17 protein-coding genes are annotated in these 21,739 nt (G+C 68.9%); 9 read left to right on the top strand and 8 right to left on the bottom strand.

Features of this window, described 5'->3' with window-relative positions; all coding sequences use genetic code 11:
- The first annotated feature begins 120 nt into the window (after positions 1-120).
- The 6 genes from aceE to ACWEOI_RS23700 all read left to right on the top strand — a co-directional run bounded on the left by aceE (position 121) and on the right by ACWEOI_RS23700 (position 8,659).
- Positions 121-3,021: a pyruvate dehydrogenase (acetyl-transferring), homodimeric type gene (gene aceE, locus ACWEOI_RS23725; protein ID WP_433667041.1), complete on the top strand. Its 2,901-nt coding sequence runs from the start codon at positions 121-123 to the stop codon at positions 3,019-3,021.
- A 45-nt stretch (positions 3,022-3,066) separates the two neighbouring features.
- Positions 3,067-4,368 (top strand): helix-turn-helix domain-containing protein, encoded by a 1,302-nt coding sequence (locus tag ACWEOI_RS23720; protein ID WP_433594726.1) that lies wholly within the window; start codon positions 3,067-3,069, stop codon positions 4,366-4,368.
- A gap of 128 nt (positions 4,369-4,496) precedes the next feature.
- Positions 4,497-5,411, top strand: a complete 915-nt coding sequence (locus tag ACWEOI_RS23715) for an ACP S-malonyltransferase (RefSeq protein ID WP_379276474.1) — start codon at positions 4,497-4,499, stop codon at positions 5,409-5,411.
- A 95-nt stretch (positions 5,412-5,506) separates the two neighbouring features.
- Positions 5,507-5,806 (top strand): meromycolate extension acyl carrier protein AcpM, encoded by a 300-nt coding sequence (gene acpM, locus ACWEOI_RS23710; protein WP_357098105.1) that lies wholly within the window; start codon positions 5,507-5,509, stop codon positions 5,804-5,806.
- Between the two features lie 10 nt (positions 5,807-5,816).
- Positions 5,817-7,067: a KasA/KasB family beta-ketoacyl-ACP synthase gene (locus tag ACWEOI_RS23705; RefSeq protein WP_213560178.1), complete on the top strand. Its 1,251-nt coding sequence runs from the start codon at positions 5,817-5,819 to the stop codon at positions 7,065-7,067.
- A gap of 161 nt (positions 7,068-7,228) precedes the next feature.
- Entirely contained in the window at positions 7,229-8,659 is a 1,431-nt protein-coding gene (locus ACWEOI_RS23700; RefSeq protein ID WP_433667042.1) for a carboxyl transferase domain-containing protein, read from the top strand.
- 78 nt (positions 8,660-8,737) lie between these two features.
- On the opposite strand, the gene ACWEOI_RS23695 is transcribed toward ACWEOI_RS23700, so the two are convergent.
- The 5 genes from ACWEOI_RS23695 to ACWEOI_RS23675 all read right to left on the bottom strand — a co-directional run bounded on the left by ACWEOI_RS23695 (position 8,738) and on the right by ACWEOI_RS23675 (position 14,099).
- Positions 8,738-10,129, bottom strand: a complete 1,392-nt coding sequence (locus tag ACWEOI_RS23695; protein WP_452361024.1) for an FAD-binding oxidoreductase — start codon at positions 10,127-10,129, stop codon at positions 8,738-8,740.
- A gap of 554 nt (positions 10,130-10,683) precedes the next feature.
- The gene (locus ACWEOI_RS23690) at positions 10,684-11,103 is read right to left on the bottom strand and encodes a hypothetical protein (protein ID WP_433667044.1); all 420 of its coding nucleotides are present in this window, start codon (positions 11,101-11,103) and stop codon (positions 10,684-10,686) included.
- A 112-nt stretch (positions 11,104-11,215) separates the two neighbouring features.
- A complete protein-coding gene (locus ACWEOI_RS23685; protein ID WP_379278772.1) occupies positions 11,216-11,749 on the bottom strand; it encodes a DUF3145 domain-containing protein in 534 nt (177 codons plus the stop codon).
- 121 nt (positions 11,750-11,870) lie between these two features.
- Positions 11,871-12,683 (bottom strand): serine hydrolase domain-containing protein, encoded by an 813-nt coding sequence (locus ACWEOI_RS23680; RefSeq protein ID WP_452361023.1) that lies wholly within the window; start codon positions 12,681-12,683, stop codon positions 11,871-11,873.
- A gap of 9 nt (positions 12,684-12,692) precedes the next feature.
- The gene (locus tag ACWEOI_RS23675) at positions 12,693-14,099 is read right to left on the bottom strand and encodes an amino acid permease (protein WP_452361022.1); all 1,407 of its coding nucleotides are present in this window, start codon (positions 14,097-14,099) and stop codon (positions 12,693-12,695) included.
- A 216-nt stretch (positions 14,100-14,315) separates the two neighbouring features.
- Between ACWEOI_RS23675 and ACWEOI_RS23670 the strand changes: the two genes are divergently transcribed.
- On the top strand, positions 14,316-15,506 hold the full coding sequence (locus ACWEOI_RS23670; protein WP_433667047.1) for a serine hydrolase: 1,191 nt from the start codon (positions 14,316-14,318) through the stop codon (positions 15,504-15,506).
- A gap of 3 nt (positions 15,507-15,509) precedes the next feature.
- Here ACWEOI_RS23670 and ACWEOI_RS23665 read toward each other — a convergent pair whose 3' ends face one another.
- Both ACWEOI_RS23665 and ACWEOI_RS23660 read right to left on the bottom strand, forming a co-directional pair.
- Positions 15,510-16,091 (bottom strand): DinB family protein, encoded by a 582-nt coding sequence (locus ACWEOI_RS23665; RefSeq protein WP_452361021.1) that lies wholly within the window; start codon positions 16,089-16,091, stop codon positions 15,510-15,512.
- Positions 16,092-16,170: 79 nt separating this feature from the next.
- Positions 16,171-17,235, bottom strand: coding sequence for a phosphotransferase (locus tag ACWEOI_RS23660; RefSeq protein WP_433667049.1), 1,065 nt, complete (start codon positions 17,233-17,235; stop codon positions 16,171-16,173).
- Between the two features lie 116 nt (positions 17,236-17,351).
- Here ACWEOI_RS23660 and pabB point away from each other — a divergent pair, with 116 nt between their 5' ends.
- Complete coding sequence (gene pabB, locus ACWEOI_RS23655) at positions 17,352-19,475, top strand: aminodeoxychorismate synthase (RefSeq protein ID WP_452361020.1); 2,124 nt, start codon at positions 17,352-17,354, stop codon at positions 19,473-19,475.
- A 14-nt stretch (positions 19,476-19,489) separates the two neighbouring features.
- Here pabB and ACWEOI_RS23650 read toward each other — a convergent pair whose 3' ends face one another.
- On the bottom strand, positions 19,490-19,984 hold the full coding sequence (locus ACWEOI_RS23650; RefSeq protein ID WP_433667051.1) for a hypothetical protein: 495 nt from the start codon (positions 19,982-19,984) through the stop codon (positions 19,490-19,492).
- A gap of 109 nt (positions 19,985-20,093) precedes the next feature.
- Between ACWEOI_RS23650 and ACWEOI_RS23645 the strand changes: the two genes are divergently transcribed.
- Positions 20,094-21,728, top strand: a complete 1,635-nt coding sequence (locus ACWEOI_RS23645; RefSeq protein ID WP_452361019.1) for a TerD family protein — start codon at positions 20,094-20,096, stop codon at positions 21,726-21,728.
- Positions 21,729-21,739 lie beyond the last annotated feature (11 nt).

Below are 21,739 nucleotides of genomic sequence, written 5' to 3'. Positions count from 1 at the left end.
GGCAAGGATGTGAGATGCGCCCCAACCGATCGTTGAACGGGTACGCCGCGCACCAACGGCTACCCGGGGTATTGACGCCACACCAGATGTCCCACCCCATGTGTACGAGGAGCAATCGTCTTGACCGACTTGATGCACCCTACGTCGTCGAACTCCACCAACGGGTCACAGGAACCCCAGGGCGGATCGGCACGCAAAAGCCCGGCGGGGGGCCGGGTTCGAGTGATTCGCGAGGGGGTGGCGTCATACCTGCCGGACATCGATCCGGAGGAGACCAGCGAATGGCTCGACTCCTTCGACGAAATGCTGACCCGCGAGGGCCCCGGCCGCGCCCGCTACCTCATGCTGCGCCTGCTGGAGCGCGCCGGTGAACGCCATGTCGCGATCCCCGCGCTGACCTCCACCGACTACGTCAACACCATCCCCACCGAGAACGAGCCGTGGTTCCCCGGCGACGAAGAGGTCGAGCGCCGCTTCCGCGCCTATATCCGCTGGAACGCCGCTGTCATGGTGCACCGCGCCCAGCGCCCGGGAATCGGTGTGGGCGGCCACATTTCGACCTACGCGTCCTCGGCGGCGCTCTACGAGGTCGGTTTCAACCACTTCTTCCGCGGCAAGGACCACGCCGGCGGCGGCGACCAGGTGTTCATCCAGGGCCACGCCTCCCCCGGCATCTACGCCCGCGCGTTCCTCGAGGGCCGGTTGTCCGAGGATCAGATGGACGGCTTCCGCCAGGAGTACAGCCACGGCGGTCCCGGCGCGGGCCTGTCGTCCTACCCGCACCCGCGCCTGATGCCCGACTTCTGGGAATTCCCCACCGTCTCCATGGGTCTGGGCCCGATGAACGCCATCTATCAGGCCCGCTTCAACCACTACCTGCACGACCGCGGCCTCAAGGACACCTCCGATCAGCACGTGTGGGCGTTCCTCGGCGACGGTGAGATGGACGAGCCGGAGTCGCGCGGCCTGATCCAGGTGGCCGCCAACGAGGGCCTGGACAACCTGACCTTCGTCATCAACTGCAACCTGCAGCGCCTCGACGGCCCGGTCCGCGGCAACGGCAAGATCATTCAGGAGCTGGAGTCGTTCTTCCGCGGCGCCGGCTGGAACGTCATCAAGGTGGTGTGGGGCCGCGAGTGGGACTCGCTGCTGCAGGCCGACCGCGACGGCGCGCTGGTCAACCTGATGAACACCACCCCCGATGGCGACTACCAGACCTACAAGGCCAATGACGGCGCCTACGTGCGCGAGCACTTCTTCGGCCGTGACCCGCGCACCAAGGAACTGGTGAAGGGCCTGTCGGACTCCGAGGTCTGGAACCTCAAGCGCGGCGGCCACGACTACCGCAAGATCTACGCCGCCTACGCCGCGGCCATGGCGCACAAGGGCCAGCCGACGGTCATCCTGGCCAAGACCATCAAGGGCTACGGCCTGGGCAAGCACTTCGAGGCCCGCAACGCCACCCACCAGATGAAGAAGATGACCCTCGACGATCTGAAGGCGTTCCGCGATGTGCAGCGCATTCCGATCACCGACGCCGAGCTCGAGGCGAATCCGTACCTGCCGCCGTACTACCACCCCGGCATGGACGCCCCCGAGATCCAGTACATGATGGCCCGCCGCGGCCAGCTCGGCGGTTTCGTCCCCGAGCGCCGCACCATGTCCAAGCCCCTGCAACTTCCCGGCGACGAGGCCTACCGTTCGGTCCGCAAGGGTTCGGGCAAGCAGAGCGTGGCCACCACCATGGCCTTCGTGCGCCTGATGAAGGAACTGTTGCGCGACAAGGAGATCGGTAAGCGCATCGTCCCGATCATCCCCGACGAGGCCCGCACCTTCGGTATGGACTCGTGGTTCCCTTCGTTGAAGATCTACAACCGCAACGGCCAGTTGTACACATCGGTCGACGCGGAATTGATGCTTGCCTACAAAGAGTCGAGCATCGGCCAGATCCTGCACGAGGGCATCAACGAGGCCGGTTCGACCGCCAGCTTCACCGCGGTCGGCACCTCGTACTCGACGCACGGCGAGCCGATGATCCCGCTCTACATCTTCTATTCGATGTTCGGCTTCCAGCGCACTGGCGACGGCCTGTGGGCGGCCGCGGATCAGATGGCCCGCGGGTTCGTGCTCGGGGCAACCGCCGGGCGAACCACGCTGACCGGTGAGGGCCTGCAGCACAACGACGGTCATTCCCTGCTGCTGGCGTCCACCAACCCCGCCTGCGTGGCCTACGACCCGGCCTTCTCCTTCGAGATCGCCCACATCGTGCGCGACGGCATGCGCCGCATGTACGGCGGCGGCCTGGCCACCGGGTATCAGGAGGCGCTGCCGGGCACCGACCCCGAATCGCACTCGGTGCATCACGAGTTCGGCGGCGAGGACGTCTTCTACTACATCACCCTCTACAACGAGCCGTATGTACAGCCGGCCGAGCCGGAGGGCCTCGACGTCGAGGGCCTGCTGAAGGGCATCTATCTCTATCAGCCCGGTTCGGCGGGGATCCTGCGCGCGAACATCCTGGTCGCTGGCGTCACCATGCCGGACGGCCTGCGCGCCCAGGAGATGCTGGCCCAGGACTGGAACGTGCAGGCCGATGTCTACTCGGTGACGTCGTGGGGCGAGCTCCGCAAGGAGGCGCTGTCCAAGGAGATCGCGAAACTGCGCCATCCCGACCAGGATCAGGGCCTGCCGTACATCACCGAGGTGCTGTCCAAGGCCCAGGGCCCGTTCGTGGCGGCCTCGGACTGGATGCGCGCGGTGCCCGATCAGATCCGCCAGTGGGTGCCGGGCGAGTACATCACCCTGGGAACGGACGGTTTCGGATTCTCCGACACCCGCCCGGCCGCGCGCCGCGTCTTCAATGTGGATGCCGCGTCCATCGTGGTGGCAGCCCTGCAAGGACTGGCCAATCAGGGCCGGATCGCCCAGGCGACGGTGGCCGAGGCGGCCCGCCGGTACGGCGTCGACGATGTGAACGCCGCGCCGAAGGCGGCACCCGGTACCGAAGGTGGCGACGCATAGCCGAACATAGGAACTGTGGAACGTAAACCGCCGAGGCCGCGCCGGATAAACGAAGAGGGCACCTCCTCCCACGAGGTCTATCTTCCGACCGGCGCGCTCTCCCCGAATCGGCAGACGCGCGACCCGCTTCCGGACACTCTCCTGAAACGGGTCAAGCAGTTCTCCGGTCGCCTGTCAACCGAGGCCGTGGCCTCGATGCAGGATCGGTTGCCGTTCTTCGCCAATCTGGACGCCGCCCAGCGGGCCGGGGTGCAGATGCTGGTGCAGACGGCGGTGGTGAACTTCCTGGAATGGCTGCAGGACCCGGAGTCCGACATCCGGTTCAGCCTCGATGCCTTCCAGGTGATTCCGGATGATCTGGCGCGGCGGCTGACGCTGCGCCAGACCGTCGACATGGTCCGGGTGGCCATGGAGTTCTTCGAACAGTGGCTGCCGGCGCTGGCCCGCAACGACCGGCAGCTGGTGGCGTTGACCGAGGCGGTGCTGCGGTACGGGCGGGAGCTCGGGTTCGCCGCCGCCTCGGTGTACGCCTCGGCCGCGGAGTCGCGCGGCGCCTGGGACACCCGATTGGAGGCCTTGGTCGTCGACGCCGTGGTGCGCGGCGACAACGGCCCGGAAATGCTCTCCCGCGCGTCCACCCTCAATTGGGATGCGACAGCACCGGCGACCGTTCTCGTTGGGACTCCTCCCAAAGATCAGGTGGCCGTTGTCAGTTCCGTACATGCGGTGGCGGCCCGGCACGGCCGCAACGCGCTCGCCGTGGTGCAGGGTTCGCGGCTGGTAATGGTAGTCAGCGGACATCTCGGGGACCCGATGTATCCGTCGCAGTTCCTCGCGGATCTGCTGGCGGATGCCTTCAGTGAGGGCCCGGTGGTGATCGGCCCGACGATGCGCGCGCTGTCCGCGGCGCACGTGAGTTCGGTGGAGGCGATGGCCGGCATGGAGGCCGTGGTGGGCTGGCGGGGAGCCCCCCGACCAGTGCACGCGTCCGAATTGTTGCCGGAACGTGCCCTGCTCGGAGACCGCGCTGCCATCGACGCTCTGAACGAGCTTCTCGTGTTACCGTTGGCCGCCGCCAGCGCCGATTTGTCGGACACGCTGGATGCGTATCTGGATTGCGGTGGAGCCGTCGAAACCTGCGCCCGCCAGCTGTTCGTTCATCCAAATACCGTGCGCTATCGCCTCAAGCGGATCGGCGACATCACAGGTCGGGATCCGATGAATCCGCGCGATGCCTATGTGTTACGGATCGCGGCCACAGTAGGCCGGCTGACACGAACCCGTAACGAATCACCCACTCCTGCCACTGATGTGACTCCCGTCACAGAGCCCAAGGATGGGGTGTAACGAGATTCGAGGATCGGGCGATCCGGACAACCCACGTGGTCTTTTGTGGACTCCTCACAAAACTGCCAACGAAGCTTCATTCGCGCCGACATCTCGTGAGAGCCGCCTCACAGTGTTTTCTTAAACCCGTGATCGCATTGCTCACGCCCGGACAGGGCTCACAGACACCCGGCATGCTCACCTCATGGCTGGAACTCCCCGGCGCCGCGGACCGCGTCGCGCTGTGGGGTAAGGCTGCGGGGCTGGACCTGCTGCGGTTGGGCACGACTGCGACCGCCGAGGAAATCGTCGACACGGCTGTCACCCAGCCGCTCGTCGTCGCGGCCGCCCTGCTGGCTTTCGCCGAAATCCCGCAGGATTCACTGCCCGCCGATACAGTCGTCGCCGGACACTCGGTCGGTGAGTTCGCCGCCGCCGCCGTCGCCGGAGTCATCTCCGCCGACGACGCGGTCACCTTGGCCGCCATCCGCGGTGCGGAGATGGCCAAGGCGTGCGCGCTCGAGCCGACCGGAATGTCCGCGGTGCTCGGCGGTGACGAAGCGGAGGTTCTCGCTCGTCTCGAGGAACTCGGCCTGGTCCCGGCCAACCGCAATGCGGTGGGTCAGATCGTGGCCGCGGGTAAGCTCGAGGCGCTCGAAGCCCTGGCCGCGAACCCGCCCGAAAAGGCCCGCGTCCGTGCTCTGCCGGTCGCCGGCGCCTTCCATACCGCGTTCATGGCACCCGCCCAGGACGCGGTGGCGGAGGCCATCGCCCAGATCGTCCCGAACGAGCCGGTCCGGACCCTGCTGTCGAATTTCGACGGGCAGCCGGTCAGCTCGGGCAAGGATGCGATCGACAAGCTCGCTGCTCAGGTCACGCGCCCCGTGCGCTGGGACCTGTGCACCGAAACGATCCGTGCGGCAGGGGTTTCCGCGGTGGCAGAGTTGCCGCCGGCGGGCACCCTGGTCGGCATCGCCAAGCGGGAGCTCAAGGGCACCCCGAATCTGGCGCTGAAGACCCCCGCGGATCTCCCCGCGCTCGCCGAGCTGACTTCAGCAAGCTAGCTTGGCTGGCGGCCCGCTCCCATCAACGGCGATGGAGCAACCGGGTCGCAAACAATGAATCCCCACCCCTCTACAGAAGATAAGGAGCCACCACAGTGGCCGCTCTGACCCAGGAACAGATCGTCGAAGAGCTCGGCAAGATCATCGAAGAGGTGACCGGTATCGAGCCCTCCGAGGTCACCATCGAGAAGTCCTTCGTCGACGACCTGGACATCGACTCGCTGTCGATGGTCGAGATCGCCGTCCAGACCGAGGACAAGTACGGCGTCAAGATCCCGGACGAGGACCTGGCGAGCCTGAAGACCGTCGGCGACGCGGTGGCGTACATCCAGAAGCTCGAGGCCGAGAACTCCGAGGCTGCCGAGGCCCTCAAGGCCAAGCACCAGGGCGAGTAGGACCGACACCGTGACCACTCCTTCCACCTTGAACGGGAACTTTCCCAACGTCGTCGTAACGAGCATGGCGGCGACCACGTCGATCGCCGGTGACGTCGATGCGACGTGGAAGGGCCTCCTCAATGGCGAGAGCGGCATCGACACTCTCGAGGACGACTTCATTGCGGAGTACGACCTTCCGGTTCGTATCGGCGGCCACCTGAAGGTGTCGCCGGACACGCTGCTCGAGCGGGTCGAGATCCGCCGCATGGCGTATGTCGAGCGACTGGCCACCGTGCTCGGTCGTGAGGTCTGGAAGAACGCCGGCACCCCCGAGGTCGACCCGCTGCGGCTGGGTGTGGCCATCGGTACCGGTCTCGGCGGCGGCGACGCGCTGATCGATTCGGTCGACAAGCTGAAGAACGGTGGCTACCGCAAGGTTTCGCCGCTGGCCGTTCAGATGGTCATGCCGAACGGTCCGTCCGCCGTGGTCGGCCTCGAGCTCAAGGCCCGCGCGGGAGTGGTCACTCCGGTCTCGGCCTGCTCGTCGGGTTCGGAGGCCATTGCCAACGCCTGGCGGATGATCGTCATGGGTGACGCCGACATGGTCGTCACCGGCGGTGTCGAGGGCTTCATCGACTCGATTCCGATCGCCGCGTTCTCCATGATGCGGGCCATGTCGACTCGCAACGACGATCCGAAGGGCGCCTCGCGTCCCTTCGACAAGGATCGCGACGGCTTCGTCTTCGGCGAAGCGGGCGCGCTCATGGTCCTCGAGACCGAGGAGCACGCCAAGGCTCGTGGCGCCACCATCCACGCCCGCCTCATGGGCGCGGGTATCACCTCCGACGGGTTCCACCTCGTGGCTCCCGATCCGGAGGGCAGCGGTGCGGCTCGCGCCATGCAGCGCGCGATGCAGACCGCGGGTCTGTCCGCTTCGGACATCACCCACGTGAACGCTCACGCGACCGCCACCCCCGTGGGTGACACCGCGGAGGCCAACGCGATTCACAAGGCCGGCGTCAAGCACGCCTCGGTCTACGCACCCAAGTCGGCCCTGGGCCACTCGATCGGCGCCGTCGGCGCACTCGAGTCGATTCTCACGGTGCTCAGCATCCGGGACGGTGTCGTCCCTCCGACGCTGAACCTCGAGAACCAGGATCCGGCGATCGATCTGGACGTCGTGCACGGCGCTGCGCGTCATCAGGACATCCAGTACGCGATCAACAACTCCTTCGGTTTCGGTGGGCACAATGTCGCGCTCGCCTTCGGCCGGTACTGACGCGCACTAGACGAACCGCGCACTTCTAGAACCGGTCAGTAAGACAAGTGGTCCCGGCAGGGGATTTCGGATCGAGATCCCGGACCCGAATCCCCTGCCGGGATTTCGACATTTCGCAGCCGCTCTCAGCGACCGCATTTTCCTCATGAGGAGAGTTTGCGATGACCATCATGGCCCCCGCACACGCGGACACCACGACCGATCCCCGTGACCCGCTGGGTCGGTTGCAGCGCTTCTTCGATCCCGGAACCGTTCTCCCGCTCCACCCCCGCGACAAGTCCGGCGTGCTCGCCGCCATCGGTGAGATCGACGGTGTCCGCACCGTCGCCTACTGCTCCGATGCGACCGTGATGGGCGGCGCCATGGGCGTCGAGGGATGCAAGCACATCGTCGATGCGATCGATACCGCCATCGACTCCAAGATTCCCGTTGTGGGCCTGTGGCATTCGGGCGGGGCGCGACTGGCGGAGGGCGTCGAGGCCCTGCACGCCGTCGGCCTGGTCTTCGAGGCCATGGTCCGCGCGTCCGGCCAGGTCCCGCAGATCTCCGTGGTGCTCGGCTTCGCCGCCGGTGGCGCCGCGTACGGCCCGGCGCTGACCGACATCGTCATCATGGCTCCGGAAGGCCGGGTCTTCGTGACCGGTCCGGACATCGTGAAGACGGTGACCGGTGAGAGCGTCGACATGGAGACCCTGGGCGGCCCGGTCACCCACGGCAAGAAGTCCGGCGTCTGCCACATCGTCGCCGATGACGAGCAGGACGCGATGCACCGTGCGCGCCGCCTGGTCTCGATGTTCGCCGAGCAGGGCGAATTCGACCTGGCCGCCGCCGCGCACGGCGATGTCGACCTCAAGGCCATGATGCCGGAGTCGGCCAAGCGCGCCTACGACGTCAAGCCGATCATCAACGAGCTGCTCGACAATGTCGACGGCGAAAGCACTTTCGAGGAACTGCAGGGCGGGTACGCCCGGTCCATGGTGGTCGGTCTGGGTCGCCTCGGCGGCCGCACCGTCGGCGTGCTGGCCAACAACCCGATCCGCCTGGGCGGCTGCCTCAACTCCGAAAGCGCCGAGAAGGCTTCGCGTTTCGTGCGCCTGTGCAACGCGTTCGGCATCCCGCTGATCGTCGTCACCGACGTGCCGGGCTACCTGCCGGGCGTCTCGCAGGAGTTCGAGGGCGTGGTGCGCCGCGGCGCGAAGCTGCTGCACGCGTTCGCCGAGGCCCGCGTCCCGCGCGTCACCCTGGTGACCCGCAAGATCTACGGTGGCGCCTACATCGCCATGAACGCCCGCTCGCTGGGCGCGACGGCCGTGTACGCGTGGCCGGGTTCCGAGGTCGCGGTCATGGGCGCCAAGGCCGCCGTCGGCATCCTGCACAAGAAGGCTCTCGCGGCCGCCCCGGAGGAGGAGCGCGAGGCCATGCTGGAGCGGCTCACCGAGGAGCACGAGCGGATCGCGGGCGGCGTCGAGCGCGCCATAGCGATCGGGGTCGTGGACGAGGTCGTCGACCCGGCCAAGACCCGCTCCACCATTGCCGCCGCGCTGGCCGCGGCGCCGTCGCGACCGCAGCACAACAAGAACATTCCGCTGTAATTCGTTACGCGGCAACGTCATAGCGGGCGGTCTCTACGGAGACCGCCCGCTTTGCGTTGCAGGGGAATCGATTCCGGGTCAGACCGGAGGGATGTTCGCGTTGTGGTGGAAGATGTTGTCCGGATCCCACTCGGCTTTCAGGGCGGTGAGCCGGGAGTACTTCTCGCCGTAGGATTCCTGGAGCCGGGCGGGGTCGTCGTCCACGAGGAAGTTGACGTAGCTCGCCGAGGAATCGGCGTACGGGCGCAGGGCGTCCCAGAAGTCGCGGGTCCACTGCCGTTCCGACGCGAAATCGGCCGGGTCGGGGGTGATGGCGCTGATGTTGATGGCCCAGCACGGGTTGCGGGAACCGCTGAATGCCGTTGTGTCCTCGTGGGTTTCGCTGTAGCGGCCGCGCAGCGGGAAGATCGGGACCAGGGTCAGCGGGGAGCGGCGCTGCGGGAAGGTGCTGATCAGCGTGGCCAGGCAGGCGTCCGACAGATCGTCGACGTAGAGGGACTTCTCGTACGCGTGCAGTCCGGGCGGGGCGGACTCGTCGAACATCTGCTGCAGCGCGGTGTACGGGAGCGGGGTGACCAGTTCCCAGGCCGGGGCCGGGGCGGCGTCGCGCAGCGGCTTGACGATGGCCTCGAGTTCGTCCGGATCGCTGAATCCGGCCACCCCCACCACGAATCCCGGCTGACCCTGATAGTGCTCGGGCACGAACGGGGCGGGCGGCGCGCTGACCGCCATGATCACGCCGCCGTACCCCTTGGGCAGGCCGGCGATGAGTTCACGCCCGGCGGCCAGACCCTCGGCGGCGTGCTCGGGGGTCCAGCACAGCATGGCGAGCTGGGCCAGCGACGGCACATCGTGCAGGGTGAAGGTGAGGGTGGTGACGATGCCGAAATTGCCTCCGCCGCCGCGCAATCCCCACAGCAGTTCGGCGTTCTCGCGCGGTGAGGCGACCACGACGCGACCGTCGGCGGTGACGACCTCGGCGGCGACCAGATTGTCGCAGCTCAGGCCGCAGCGCATGGTGAGCCAGCCCATGCCGCCGCCCAGGGTCAGGCCGCCGACGCCCGTCGTGGAGATGAAGCCGCCGGTGACGCCCAAGCCGTGCGCGGAGGTCGCGGCGTCGGCCTGCGCCCAGGTGGCGCCGCCGCCGATGTGCGCGAGTTTGGCGTCGGTGTCGACGGTGATCGAATCGAGGGCGCGGAGGTCGATCATCATGGCGTCGTCGGCGACCGCGTGGCCCGCGTAGTTGTGGCCGCCGCCGCGCACGGTGATCTCGAGGTTGTACCGGCGGGCGGCCAGCACGGCGGCCGCGACACCCGCCGCGGAGGCGGGGCGGATGATGACGGCGGGGCGGCGGTCGATGCCGCCGTTCCAGACTTGACGGGCCGTGTCGTAGTCGGGGTCGGCGGGCGTGATCACCACCCCGTCGACGGCCGAGCGAAGTCCCTCGATATCGATTTCCGCAGTGGTCATGTCCGCTCCTCAAAGGTGTCGGTCTGCCTCCGTGGCGAAATTCAGGCTGCGCTGTACGGGGTCACAGCACATCGGTCGTTCGCCCTATTGAACGCCGCGGCTCGGGTGTTCCGGAAGTACGCAGCAGACGCGGACCGGGTTCATGGGCCGGAGCGCGCCGAAATGGTCGGCGAGTCGCGCGTGGCGCGTGTTCCGCCCGCGCGGCGGGTCGATGGCGAACCGCCGGGGATGTGGCGCAGCAGATGCGTGGCGGCCCCCTCCCCGACGACCACGCCGTCCGCATCCTCACCGACGCCGCCCGCGCGCGCCGAACCGACTGAGCGATGAGCAGAAGGCTGACCGCCCCTTCACCCGCCTGTCGATCGGCGACAGCGCTGCCGAGCATTGGATGCTCGCCCTGCCCGTGCTGTTCGCGATAACCCTGCTCGCCCTGGGGGGTGGTCAAGGTAGCCGAGCTGGTCGGCACCCGCGGCGACCAGCGATCGGCTTGATCGGGCCGGGCGGAAGCAGCACGGTCGCGCCCGCGGAATAGTGCGCGAATCCGTTGGCCGGGTTCAGGACTGGAGTCGGACCTTGTCGGCGGATTCGTTCTGGCTCGCGCATTCCTGGTAGGGGTTGGGGCTGCCGGCGCGTTCGCCGCAGACCCAGCGGATGGTGGCGACGGTGACGGCGATGTCGCCGGTGGATTGTTTGGCGCGTTGGTCGGCGTAGGCGCCCGCGACGGAGAGGGCGGTGGGGCAGAAGTCGTTGCCCTTGGCGGTGGAGGCGACGACAGCGAGTCCCCAGGGGCCGGTGCCGCACTGGACGGCGTCGTGGCCGGCGGCCGGGAAGGCGGCGGCGGACGGGGCGGGTTTGGCGGCGCTGCTGGTCGCGTCCGAAGAACTGTTGCTGGTGGCGTCGTTGCAGGCGGTCAGGGTGAGGGCCGTGGTGATGACGGCCAGTGCCGTGCCCGCGATCTGCGCTGTGGTCCGCACGAATCCTCCTCGTCGGCTGCCCCTCCCCTGGGCATTCTGCCCGTTTCGGGGCGTTTGCGACGGCAGGCCCGGATGGTTCGGCGGTCCGCGCGGTGTGTCCGGTGGTACGGGTCTAGCCGACGTCGCGGCGCAGCCAGGTGACGTCCGCGCCGTCGCCGCCGAGGCGGTACGGCTCGAGGATGTCGTCCCAGGCGGTGCCGAGGGCGCGATCGATTTCGGCGGTGATCTCGGCGGCGGTGCCGCGGCCGTGGGCGCGGGCCTCGGCGACGATGGCGCGCAGCCGCATCTCGCCGACCATGACGTCGCCGCTGGCGCCGGTAGCGCCGCTCCACATACCGAGGCCGGGGACGAAGCTGAAGCGTTCGCCGTCGACACCCTCACTGGGTTCCTCGGTGACCTCGAAATGCAGCACGGGCCAATCGCGCAATGCTCTGGCTAATCGCCCCCCGGTACCGACTGGCCCGTACCAATCAGTGGTGGCGCGCAGCTGCCCGGGATCGGCGGGCTGGACGGTCCAGCGGAGTTTGGCGGGGGCCTTGAGCGTCGAGGTGAGTGCCCATTCGATATGCGGGCACAGCGCGGCCGGCGACGAATGGACATAGACGACCCCAGACGTCGCTTCCGCGAACTGACTAGACGCACGCACCACTGACACCTCCGGCTCGACGAGGTACGTCTTCCCCAACGACCCTGGTCCGAGCTCGGCGTGGCCCGAGTTTACTGGAGTGCCCGATGTTGCGTGTGTTACTCCGCGACCGTGTCGCCGTCTACGCAAACTCCGCGATCACGGCATCGCTGAAGGTCGGCCACGCGGCCCGGGCCCAGTCTCCGAAATTCTCGTCCGCGAGTGCGAGACACGCCATGCCGACGTTCGGATCCACCCAGAGGAACGTTCCGGATTGCCCGAAATGCCCGAAAGTGCGGGGCGAGTTCGCGCCGCCGGTCCAGTGCGGCGCCTTGTGGTCGCGGATCTCGAATCCCAGTCCCCAGTCGTTGGGCCGTTGCGAACCGTAGCCGGGCAGCACGCCATTGCGTCCCGGGAATTGCACTTCGCTTGCCTCGGAAACCAATTCGGCACTCAGAATTTCCGGTGCCAGCAATTCCTCAGCGAAGCGCAGCAGATCTGCGACCGACGAGCGGCCCGCATGCCCGGCGGGACCGGTCAGCACCGAGGACGTCATCCCCAGCGGTTCGAACACCGCCTCGTGCAGATACCGGTCGAACGCGATACCGGTCTGCGCCGCAACGAAATCCGCGAGCACCTCGAATCCGGCGCTGGAGTAGATCCGCTTCGCACCCGGCGCGGCCAGCACCGCGTCGGTGTCGAAGGCCAGCCCGGAGGTGTGGGCGAGCAGGTGCCGCACGGTGGATCCGGGCGGCCCGGCGGGCTGGTCGAGCTCGATCGCCCCCTCCTCGACCGCCACCAGAACCGCGTACGCCACAAGGGGTTTGGTCACCGAGGCGAGCGGAAACACCCGCGCGGTATCCCCCTCGGTGTCGACCACACCCTTGCCCCGGACGACGACACCCGCCGCCGCGTTCCGGACCGGCCACTGTCGAATCTGCTCGAGCGCTCGCATATGTCGAGCCTAGGCGGCCCGGTTCAGCGCCGATCGCCGCCTGCCGTACCCGAAGTACACCAGCAGCCCGATCGCCGACCACACGGTGAACGCCAGCCAGGTCACCCCGGGCAGATGGACGAGCAGCCACACGCACATGGCCACGCCGATGACCGGCACCACCGGCACCAGCGTCCGGAACGAGCGCGGCAGGTCGGGCTTGGTGCGTCGCAGCACCAGCACGCCGATGTTCACCAGCCCGAAGGACACCAGCGTGCCGATATTGGTGGCGTTCACCAGTTCTCCCAGCGGCACCAGCGCCGACAGCACCGCCACCACCCCGCCCACGATGAGCGTGTTGATCGTCGGCACCCGCTTCTGCCCGACCCGTGACAGCACGTTCGGCATGAGCCCGTCGCGGGACATGGCGACCAGGATGCGGGTCTGCCCGTACAGCACGGTCAGCACCACCGAGGCGATGGCGATGACGGCGCCGGCCGCGAGGATGGTGGCGGGCCAGCCGCGCCCGGTGACCTGGTCGAGCACGGTGGCCAGGGAGGCGCCGGAGCTGCTCACGTCGTCCACGCCGACCGCGCCGACGGCGGTCAGCGCCACCAGCACGTACATCAGGGTCACGATGCCGAGCGAGATGATGATGGCGCGCGGCAGATCCCGCTGCGGGTTCTTGGCCTCCTCGCCCGCGGTGGAGGCGGCGTCGAAGCCGATGAAGGAGAAGAACACCATCGACGCGGCCGCCCCGATCCCGGAGATGCCCTCCGGCGCGAAGGGGTGCAGGTTCGAGGAGTTGAAGGCGGTGACCGCCACGACCACGAAGAACACCAGCACCGCGATCTTGATGATGGTGGTGACGGTGGTGACCCGCGCACTCTCCCGGATGCCGCCCAGCAGCACCGCGGTGGCCAGCAGTACGACGACGGCGGCGGGCAGGTTGATCACGCCGCCTTCGCCCGGCGGCTGCGCGAGCACGTCGGGGATGCGCCAGCCGATGGTGGAGCCGAGGAATTCGTTGAGGTACGCGCCCCACCCGACCGCGACGGCCGCCACCGAGACGCCGTACTCGAGCAGCAGGCACCACCCGCACACCCAGGCCACGATCTCGCCCAGCGTCGCATAGGTATACGAGTAGGCCGACCCGGATACCGGCACGGCGCCGGCGAGTTCGGCATAGGACAGCGCCGAGAACAGCGCGGCGAGCGCGGCGATGACGAAGGAGACGACGACGGCGGGCCCCGCCAGCGGCGCGGCCTCGCCGAGGACGACGAAGATGCCGGTGCCCAGCGTCGCGCCGACCGACAGGGCGATCAGCGCGGTCAGGCCCATGCTGCGCCGCAGTGCGGTGTGCTCGCCGTCGGAGGTCAGTTGTTCCACCGGCTTGGTGCGCAGCAATGATGCGGTAATCCGCGGGATTCCGGGCATGTCCGGCCACGATACCGGCACGGATCGGCAGAAATATCGCGCGGTCACCGTGGCCGGCAAGGTCTTCGGTCACGCCCAGCTATGCACTGGCGTCGCACGGTGTGCGCTGCGTCGCCCGGCCGCGGACCAGCGCATCACCGGACCGAGCGTTGTCCGTCGCCCGCTCGAGCGCTCACCCTGGCGCTGTCGCCGAACCCGGTTACGATCGACCCCATCATGAGTGAGCAGGTCACGGTCCACGGCGAGGTGGACGCGGGTTTCGGCCCGGTCGCCGACGCGTTCCGCCGCAATTTCTCCCGGCACGGCGAGATCGGTGCGGCGGTCGCCGTCTTCGACGGGGATCGGCCGGTGGTGGATCTGTGGGCCGGCTATCGCGATCGCAAGCGCACGGCGGCGTGGGAGCGCGACACGATGGCCCCGGTGTGGTCCTCGACCAAGGGCATGACCGCGTTCGCGATCGCGTCGGCGGTATCGAAGGGCCTGCTCGACTACGAGGATCCGGTGGCGCTGCACTGGCCCGAGTTCGCCGCGCACGGCAAGGAATCGATCACCGTGCGCCAGCTGCTCGACCATCAGGGTGGCCTGGCGGCCCTGGATCGCCCGTTCCGGCTCACGGACATGGCGGATCTGGACGGCATGGCGGTGGTGCTGGCCGAGCAGAAACCGTTGTGGCAGCCGGGAACCCGGCACGGCTATCACCCGATCACGGCCGGCCTGTACCAGGGCGAGCTGCTGCGACGGGTGGATCCCGCCCATCGCACGCTGGGCCGCATCTTCGCCGAGGACATCGCCGCCCCGGTGGGCGCGGAGTTCTATATCGGCCTGCCGGAGGAGATTTCCCTCGATCGGGTGGCGACCCTGTCGGCGACCGAGGGCCTGGACATCCTGCGCTACGAGCGGGATCTCCCGGTGCGCATCGGCATCCAGCTCTACAGCAAGCGCGGCCTGTCCTTCCGCGCCTTGAACAGCCCGCAGGTGGGCGCGCCCGCCCGAGCCGCGCGACGCGAGTTCCTGTCGGTGGAGAGCCCGGCGGCCGGCGGCGTCGGCACGGCGCGCGCCCTGGCCCGGGTCTACGGCGCGGCGGCCGGGCAGACCGGTGAGCTGCCCATCGACCGGGCCCTGCTGGACCGCCTGGCCACCGCCGACACCGCCGACGACGTCCCCGCCGAGGATCTGGTGCTGCTCACCCCGAGCCGCTACCACCTGGGTTTCCGCAAGTCCCGCGGCGGTTTCCGGTTCGGCTCCGACAAGCGCGCCTATGGCACCACCGGCTACGGCGGCTCGTTCGGTTTCGCCGATCCGGCAACGGGTCTCGGCTTCGGTTACGTGATGAACCGCCTGGGTATGGCGGTGCTCGACGACGTTCGTTCGCGCAATCTGCGCGACGCCCTGTTGCGGTGCCGCTGATCCTCAGCCGCGTTCGACGTCGTGCGCGTGATGCACGAGGTCGTGCAGGAAGTACCGCGCCATGGAGTCGATGGTGAACGCGGAACCGTTGCCGCGTAGCGCGGCCCGGTCGCGTTCGTCGTCCGGCACGGCCGCGAAGGCGTTGGCGACCACGTCGACCGCGGCCGCGAGTTCGGCTGCCACGGTGGCGGTCTCGGACGCGCCGTAGTTCTCGGCGAGCGCGGTGGCGTCCTGATCCCAGTTGGCGAACATGGGAATCCCGTTGTCCCCCACGGTGACCGCGGTGTCGTAGGCGGCGATCACCGGCCCGGGCCGGGGCTCGCCGGTGCGCGCGATGTCGAGCCGATGGGTGAAGATGCGGCACACGTCGCGCACGTGGGCCGCATATTCGAGCGCGGACCAGGTGGAGTCGTCGGGCCGCAGCCGCGCGTCCGGCCGTTCCAGCGCGGCCAGCAACCGGGTGACACTGGCGCGGGCCGACCCCGGCACCGCCGCGAAGGCGATGGCGTCGGGGTCGAACCCGCAGTCGGCGCAGGTGCGTTCGAGCACCCAGGTCCAGTCTTTGGCGTCGGGAACGATCGGCATGGCCCCAACATACGGTGGCATTTGTTTGTCGGCCACCAATATTCAGCCAGCTGTCGTCGAGATGGCGACAGGTTTGCCGTCACTCCATCAGCTTGTGCGCCTTGTCGAACAGTTCGAGGGTGATGGCGTGCAGGAAGTCGCCGACCTGCTTGGGCGCCTTGCCCGCGAACGCGCGCGCATGGGTGCCCTCGAGGACGATGCCGAGCTTGAAACAGGCCAGCACGGTGTACCAGGTGACGTGGCTCAGGTCGCGGTCGGAGAACCGCCCGTAGTGGGCGATCATCTCCTCGGCGGTGGGCAGGCCGCCGACCGCGCCGAGGGTGCCGATCAGGGCCGCGCCGGTGGTGCCGGGTTCGGGGCGGGTGGCGATCTGCCAGCCGAGGTCGAGCAGCGGATCGCCGATGGTGGACATCTCCCAGTCGACCATGGCCACCACATCGGGGCCGTCGAAGGAGAACATCATGTTGGCGAGGTGGCAGTCGCCGTGCAGGATGCCCGCCTTCGGCTGCACCGGCCGGTTGCGGTCGAGCCAGTCGCCGACCTGCTGCACGCCGGGGATCTCGGGGCCGGGGTAGCCCTCGTTGACGCCGTAGGAGTCGAGTTCCTTGAGCCAGCGCGGCACCTGGCGTTCCAGGAAGCCCTCGGGCTTGCCGTAGTCGGCCAGGCCGAGCGCCTCGTGGTCGAGGGAGCCGAGCCGGGCGATGGCCTCGACCGCGGACAGACCCATCCGCCGCCGCACCTCGGGGTCGCCGGCGTGCAGTTCGGGCAGTTCGTTCTGCGGGTTGAAGCCGGTGATGGGTTCCATCAGATAGAACGACGCGCCGAGCACGGATTCGTCGGGGCAGGCCGCGATCACCTTGGGGGCGCGGATCTCGGTGTCGCCGAGGGCGCCGAGGATGCGGGACTCACGCTGGATGACGGTGTTGCTGGCGGTGCGCAGATGCTTGGGCCCGCGCCGCAGCACGTAGTCGCGGCCACCGCGCCGGAAGCGCAGCATGATGTTCTGGGTGCCGCCGCCGAGCGGCTTCACCTCCTCGAACTCGCCGCCGGGCAAGCCCTGCTCCTCCATCCACTTTCCGACGATGGCGAAATCGACGACGTCACGATCCACTTCGGACGGCTGCGCAACAGACATGCCGACCATTGTGCCGTAGTCGCCCGGACAAACTGAAGGCGTGTGCCAGCAGTAGTGGCGGGCGACTCGTTCGCGCAGGTCGGAGCGCGGTGTTTCGACGCGGCAGGCGTAATGTGCGTGGTCAAATGCGCACGCTGTTGATCGATAACTACGACTCGTTCACCTACAACCTGTATCAGCTGATCAGCCAGGTGAACGGGGTCGAACCCGTGGTCGTGCGCAATGACGAGGTGGGGTCGATCGAGGAGGTCGGGCTCGAACGATTCGACAACATCGTCATCTCCCCCGGGCCGGGACGGCCGGATGTTCCCCGCGATTTCGGCATCTCGGCGGCGCTCATCGCCGAATCGGAGCTCCCTTTGCTGGGCGTATGCCTGGGCCATCAGGGCATCGTGATCGCGGCGGGCGGCGAGGTGGTCATCGCACCGCGGGCCCGGCACGGGTATCCGGATCTGATCAGCCATGACGGACGCGGCCTGTTCGCCGATGTGCCGCAGGCGTTCTCGGCGGTGCGCTATCACTCGCTGTGCGCGGCTCAGCCGGTCCCGGCGGCCCTCGAGGTCACGGCCACCGCGCCGGACGGCGTGATCATGGGCGTACGCCACCGCACCCGCCCGCAATGGGGTGTCCAGTTCCATCCGGAGTCCGTCTCCAGCGAGCACGGGGAACAGCTGCTTCGCAATTTCGCCGCCCTGACCACCGAATACCATCGGGGACAGGGTGTCTCCCTCCCTTCCGAGCGAACACCTGTGGCGCACAGCGAGATCGAGGCCGAGGCCTCGCGCCCGGTCGACGCACCCGTCCACTACCGCGTCGAGCGGACCGTCGTGGAGCGCGCGGTCGACGCCGAGGCCGTCTTCGACGCCCTCTACGCCGATTCCCCCCACGCCTTCTGGCTCGACAGCGAACACGTGGAGCCGGGCCTGGACCGCTTCTCGTTCCTGGGTGACGCGTCGGGCCCGCTGGCCGAGGTGGTCGGCTACCGGGTGGGCAGCGGCCACGTGGAGGTCGAGTCCGCGGACGGGAGCCGCACGGTCCCGGGCAGCGTCCTCGACTATCTGTCCGCCGAGCTGCGCCGCCGCCGGATCGACTTCCCGGACGTGCCTTTCGATTTCGCGGGCGGCTACGTCGGCTACCTCGGATACGAGATGAAGGCCGACTGCGGTGCCGTCGCACCGCACCGCTCCCCCACCCCTGACGCTCAGTGGATCTTCGCCGACCGCCTGATCGTGGTGGACCACGAGGCGGGCCGCACCCACCTGCTGGCCCTCACCGATCCGGAGGCCACCACCGCCGCCCGGGACTGGCTCGCCGCCACCCGGGCCGTCGTGGAAACCCTTCCGACGTGGGAGAATCCGCCGCTGCTGGAGTTGCGTGCCGACGAGGCGACGGTCGCGCCGCTGCTGACCCGGGGCCGCGCCCGCTATCTGGCCGATGTCGCCGCCTGCCAGGAGCAGTTGCACGCGGGCGAGTCGTACGAAATCTGCATCACCGACAGCGCGTATCCACCGGGCGACGCTGACGGCCTGACCGTGTATCGCACACTGCGCCGCTGCAATCCGGCCCCCTACGCGGCCTTCCTGCGCTTCGCGGACCTGGAGGTGGCCTGCTCCTCCCCCGAGCGCTTCCTCAAGCTGGACCGGTCCCGGACCGTGGAGAGCAAGCCGATCAAGGGCACCGCGAAGCGTGGCCACACACCTGCCGAGGACGCGGAGATCGCCGCGGATCTGGCGCGAGACCCGAAGACCCGCGCCGAGAACCTGATGATCGTGGATCTGCTCCGCAATGATCTGGGCCGGGTCTGCGAGGTCGGTTCGGTGCATGTTCCCGAGCTGATGGCCGTCGAGACGTACACGACGCTGCACCAACTGGTCTCGACGGTCCGCGGCAGGCTGCGTCCGGAGTTGGATGTCGTCGATTGCCTGCGCGCCTGTTTTCCGGGCGGTTCCATGACCGGCGCGCCGAAGCTGCGCACCCTGGAGATCATCGACGCCCTCGAAACCGAGGCCCGCGGCGTCTATTCGGGCACGATCGGCTTCCTCGGTCTGGGCGGGACGGCCGATCTGAACATCGTCATCCGCAGCGCGGTCCGCTACGACGGCCGGTGGCGGATCGGCGCGGGCGGCGCGGTGGTCCTGGATTCCGATCCCGAGGGCGAGTACCACGAGATGGTGTGGAAGGCCGCGGCCGCGCTGCGCGCCCTGCCCGGTCTGGGCGTCCCGCCGCGGGCTCCGCTCCCCCTGTCCTGACCGCCGCGGTCACATTATTTGCGGCGGCGGGACTTGTCCTGCGGCGGTTCGGGTTCTGGATTGTCACGGCCGCCGGTGAGGCGACCCAGCAGGGAGACGCCGGGGAGCTTGTCCAGTCGCTCGATGATGTCCTCGCCGAGGGCCGTGACCGATTCCAGCCGGGACAGGACGCGGTCGTAGGCGATGAAGGCCGGTTCGGCCAGGGCGAGGGTGCGGTCGAGCCGGTCGATGGTCGAGTTGAGGCGTTCGACCGCGGTGGTGAGGCTCTGGATGAGGTCGGGCAGCTGCGCCGCGAGCTGGATGGAGGCGGGCGGCAGCCGGACCGCGGTGTCGAACGCGGTCGAGGCGGTGACCTGCGCCGAGTCCAGGGCCAGCCCGGCGGCGTTCTGGGCGGCCTCGACGGCGGCCTGCGCGGCGGCCAGGATGTCGCCGGCGGTGGGCACCCGCGAGCCGGCGCCCTTGCCGCGCGGGGCGGGGTTCTGCTGGTCGCTCCCCTTGGGGTTGGTCATCCCTCTACTGTGCCGCACGATTTCCGGATCGGCCGTGAGGGCGGGCGTGCGGTTTCGCCGGTGGCCGGTGGCCGGTTTTGTCGGTGGCTCGTGGCATAGTGCCACCACGATGAAACTGACCAAGGGTGAGCGAACGACGGTTCCGACATCGCTTCTGACGGTTGTGCTTTCGTGGCGGTCGTCGCATGCGGTGCGGGCGCAGGCCGTCCTGGTGGCGGAGCACGGCCGAGCCCGGTCCGACCGCGATTTCGTCTGGTTCGACGCGCCCCGCCACGTCTCCCAGGCGGTGACGCTGGATCGCGAGCCGGCGGCGGGGACGGCCCGGCTGTCGGTGTCGCTACCGCGGACCGGGCCGGAGGTGGCCGGGATCGTGGTCGTCGGCGCGGTCGCGGACACCGAGGGTTCCGGCCGGGGCGGCCAGGGTTTCGCCGGGGTCGAGGGCTTGCGGCTCACCGTGTTCGACCACGACAGTCCGGTGGTCTCCTACGACGTGGACGCGTCGCAGCCGGCGTCGGCGCTGGTGCTGGGCGAGTTCACGCGCGCCGACGGCGCGTGGGAGTTCCGCGCGCTGGCCGATCCCGGGGTCAGTCTGGCGGGGCTGGTGCGCGAGTTCGGTATCCGGATCGATCCCGCGCGCGGCGTCGAGGCCGAACCGCGCCGCACCCCGCCGCCCTCGGATCCCGAACGGGCGGACTGGCATCCGGACCCGCGCGATCCGGCCCGCCTGCGCTGGTGGGACGGTGGCACCTGGACCGCCTCGACCCGCCCGGTCCCGGTGCGGGACGCCCGCCACTGCCCGCGTTGCGGCGCGCCCCGCAGGGGTCTGCTGAGCGCGGCCGCGGGACTGTTCGGGGCGACCCCGCTGTGCCGTGAATGCGGTACGGAGACAGCCGAATACCTGCGCGACTGGCGCCCTCGGGCCGAACGGGTCCTGCGCGCCGGCGGCGACTGGGAGTCGATGTGGTCGGATCTGCGCTTCCAGCGCATCGACCGGGCCGCGGCCCTGGACCTGTTGCGCCCGGCCGCCTCCGAGCAGCTGGAACGCGTGGTCGCCTTCGCCCTCGCCGACGGCGTGGTCGAGCAGTCCACCCTGGACGACTTCGACGACACCGCCGCCGAACTGTCCCTGTCGGGCCCGCTGGTGGAGGATCTGCGCCGCCGCCTGCACCGTGCCCGCCTGCTCACCCGGCTGCGCTCCGGGGAACTCCCGCACCAGCCCGCCACCGGCCTGCACCTGGACCCCGACGAGCGCGTCCACCTGAACCTGCCCGCCGTCCACGTCCGCCAGCTGGCCCGCGGCCCCAAACGCACCGAGGGCCGCCTGATCGTCAGCAACCGCAAACTCCGTTTCACCGGTCCCGACACCGGCATCGAGATGCCCTGGGCCCGAGTGGTTTCGGTGACCCCCGCCGCCGGGCGGATCGAGATCTCGGCCACCTCCGCGCGCGGCGGCGCGATCCTCGAGCTCGCCGATCCGGACTACGCGGCCGCCGCCATGGAGGGCGCGCTCCGGGTGGCCAAACGCCTGGCCCTCACCCCCGGGCGCCGCGACACCCGTTCGGTTCCACCGGATGTCAAGGCCGTGGTGTGGCAGCGCGACGGCGGCAAGTGCGTCGAATGCGGCGACACCCACTATCTGGAGTTCGACCACATCATCCCGATCAGCCGCGGCGGCGCGACCAGCCCCGCCAACCTGCAGATCCTGTGCCGCGCCTGCAATCGCACCAAGGGCGCGCACATCTGAGCCTGGAATCC

Source organism: Nocardia sp. NPDC004340 (genome assembly GCF_053602575.1).
This window is presented reverse-complemented; position numbering and strand designations above follow the sequence as displayed.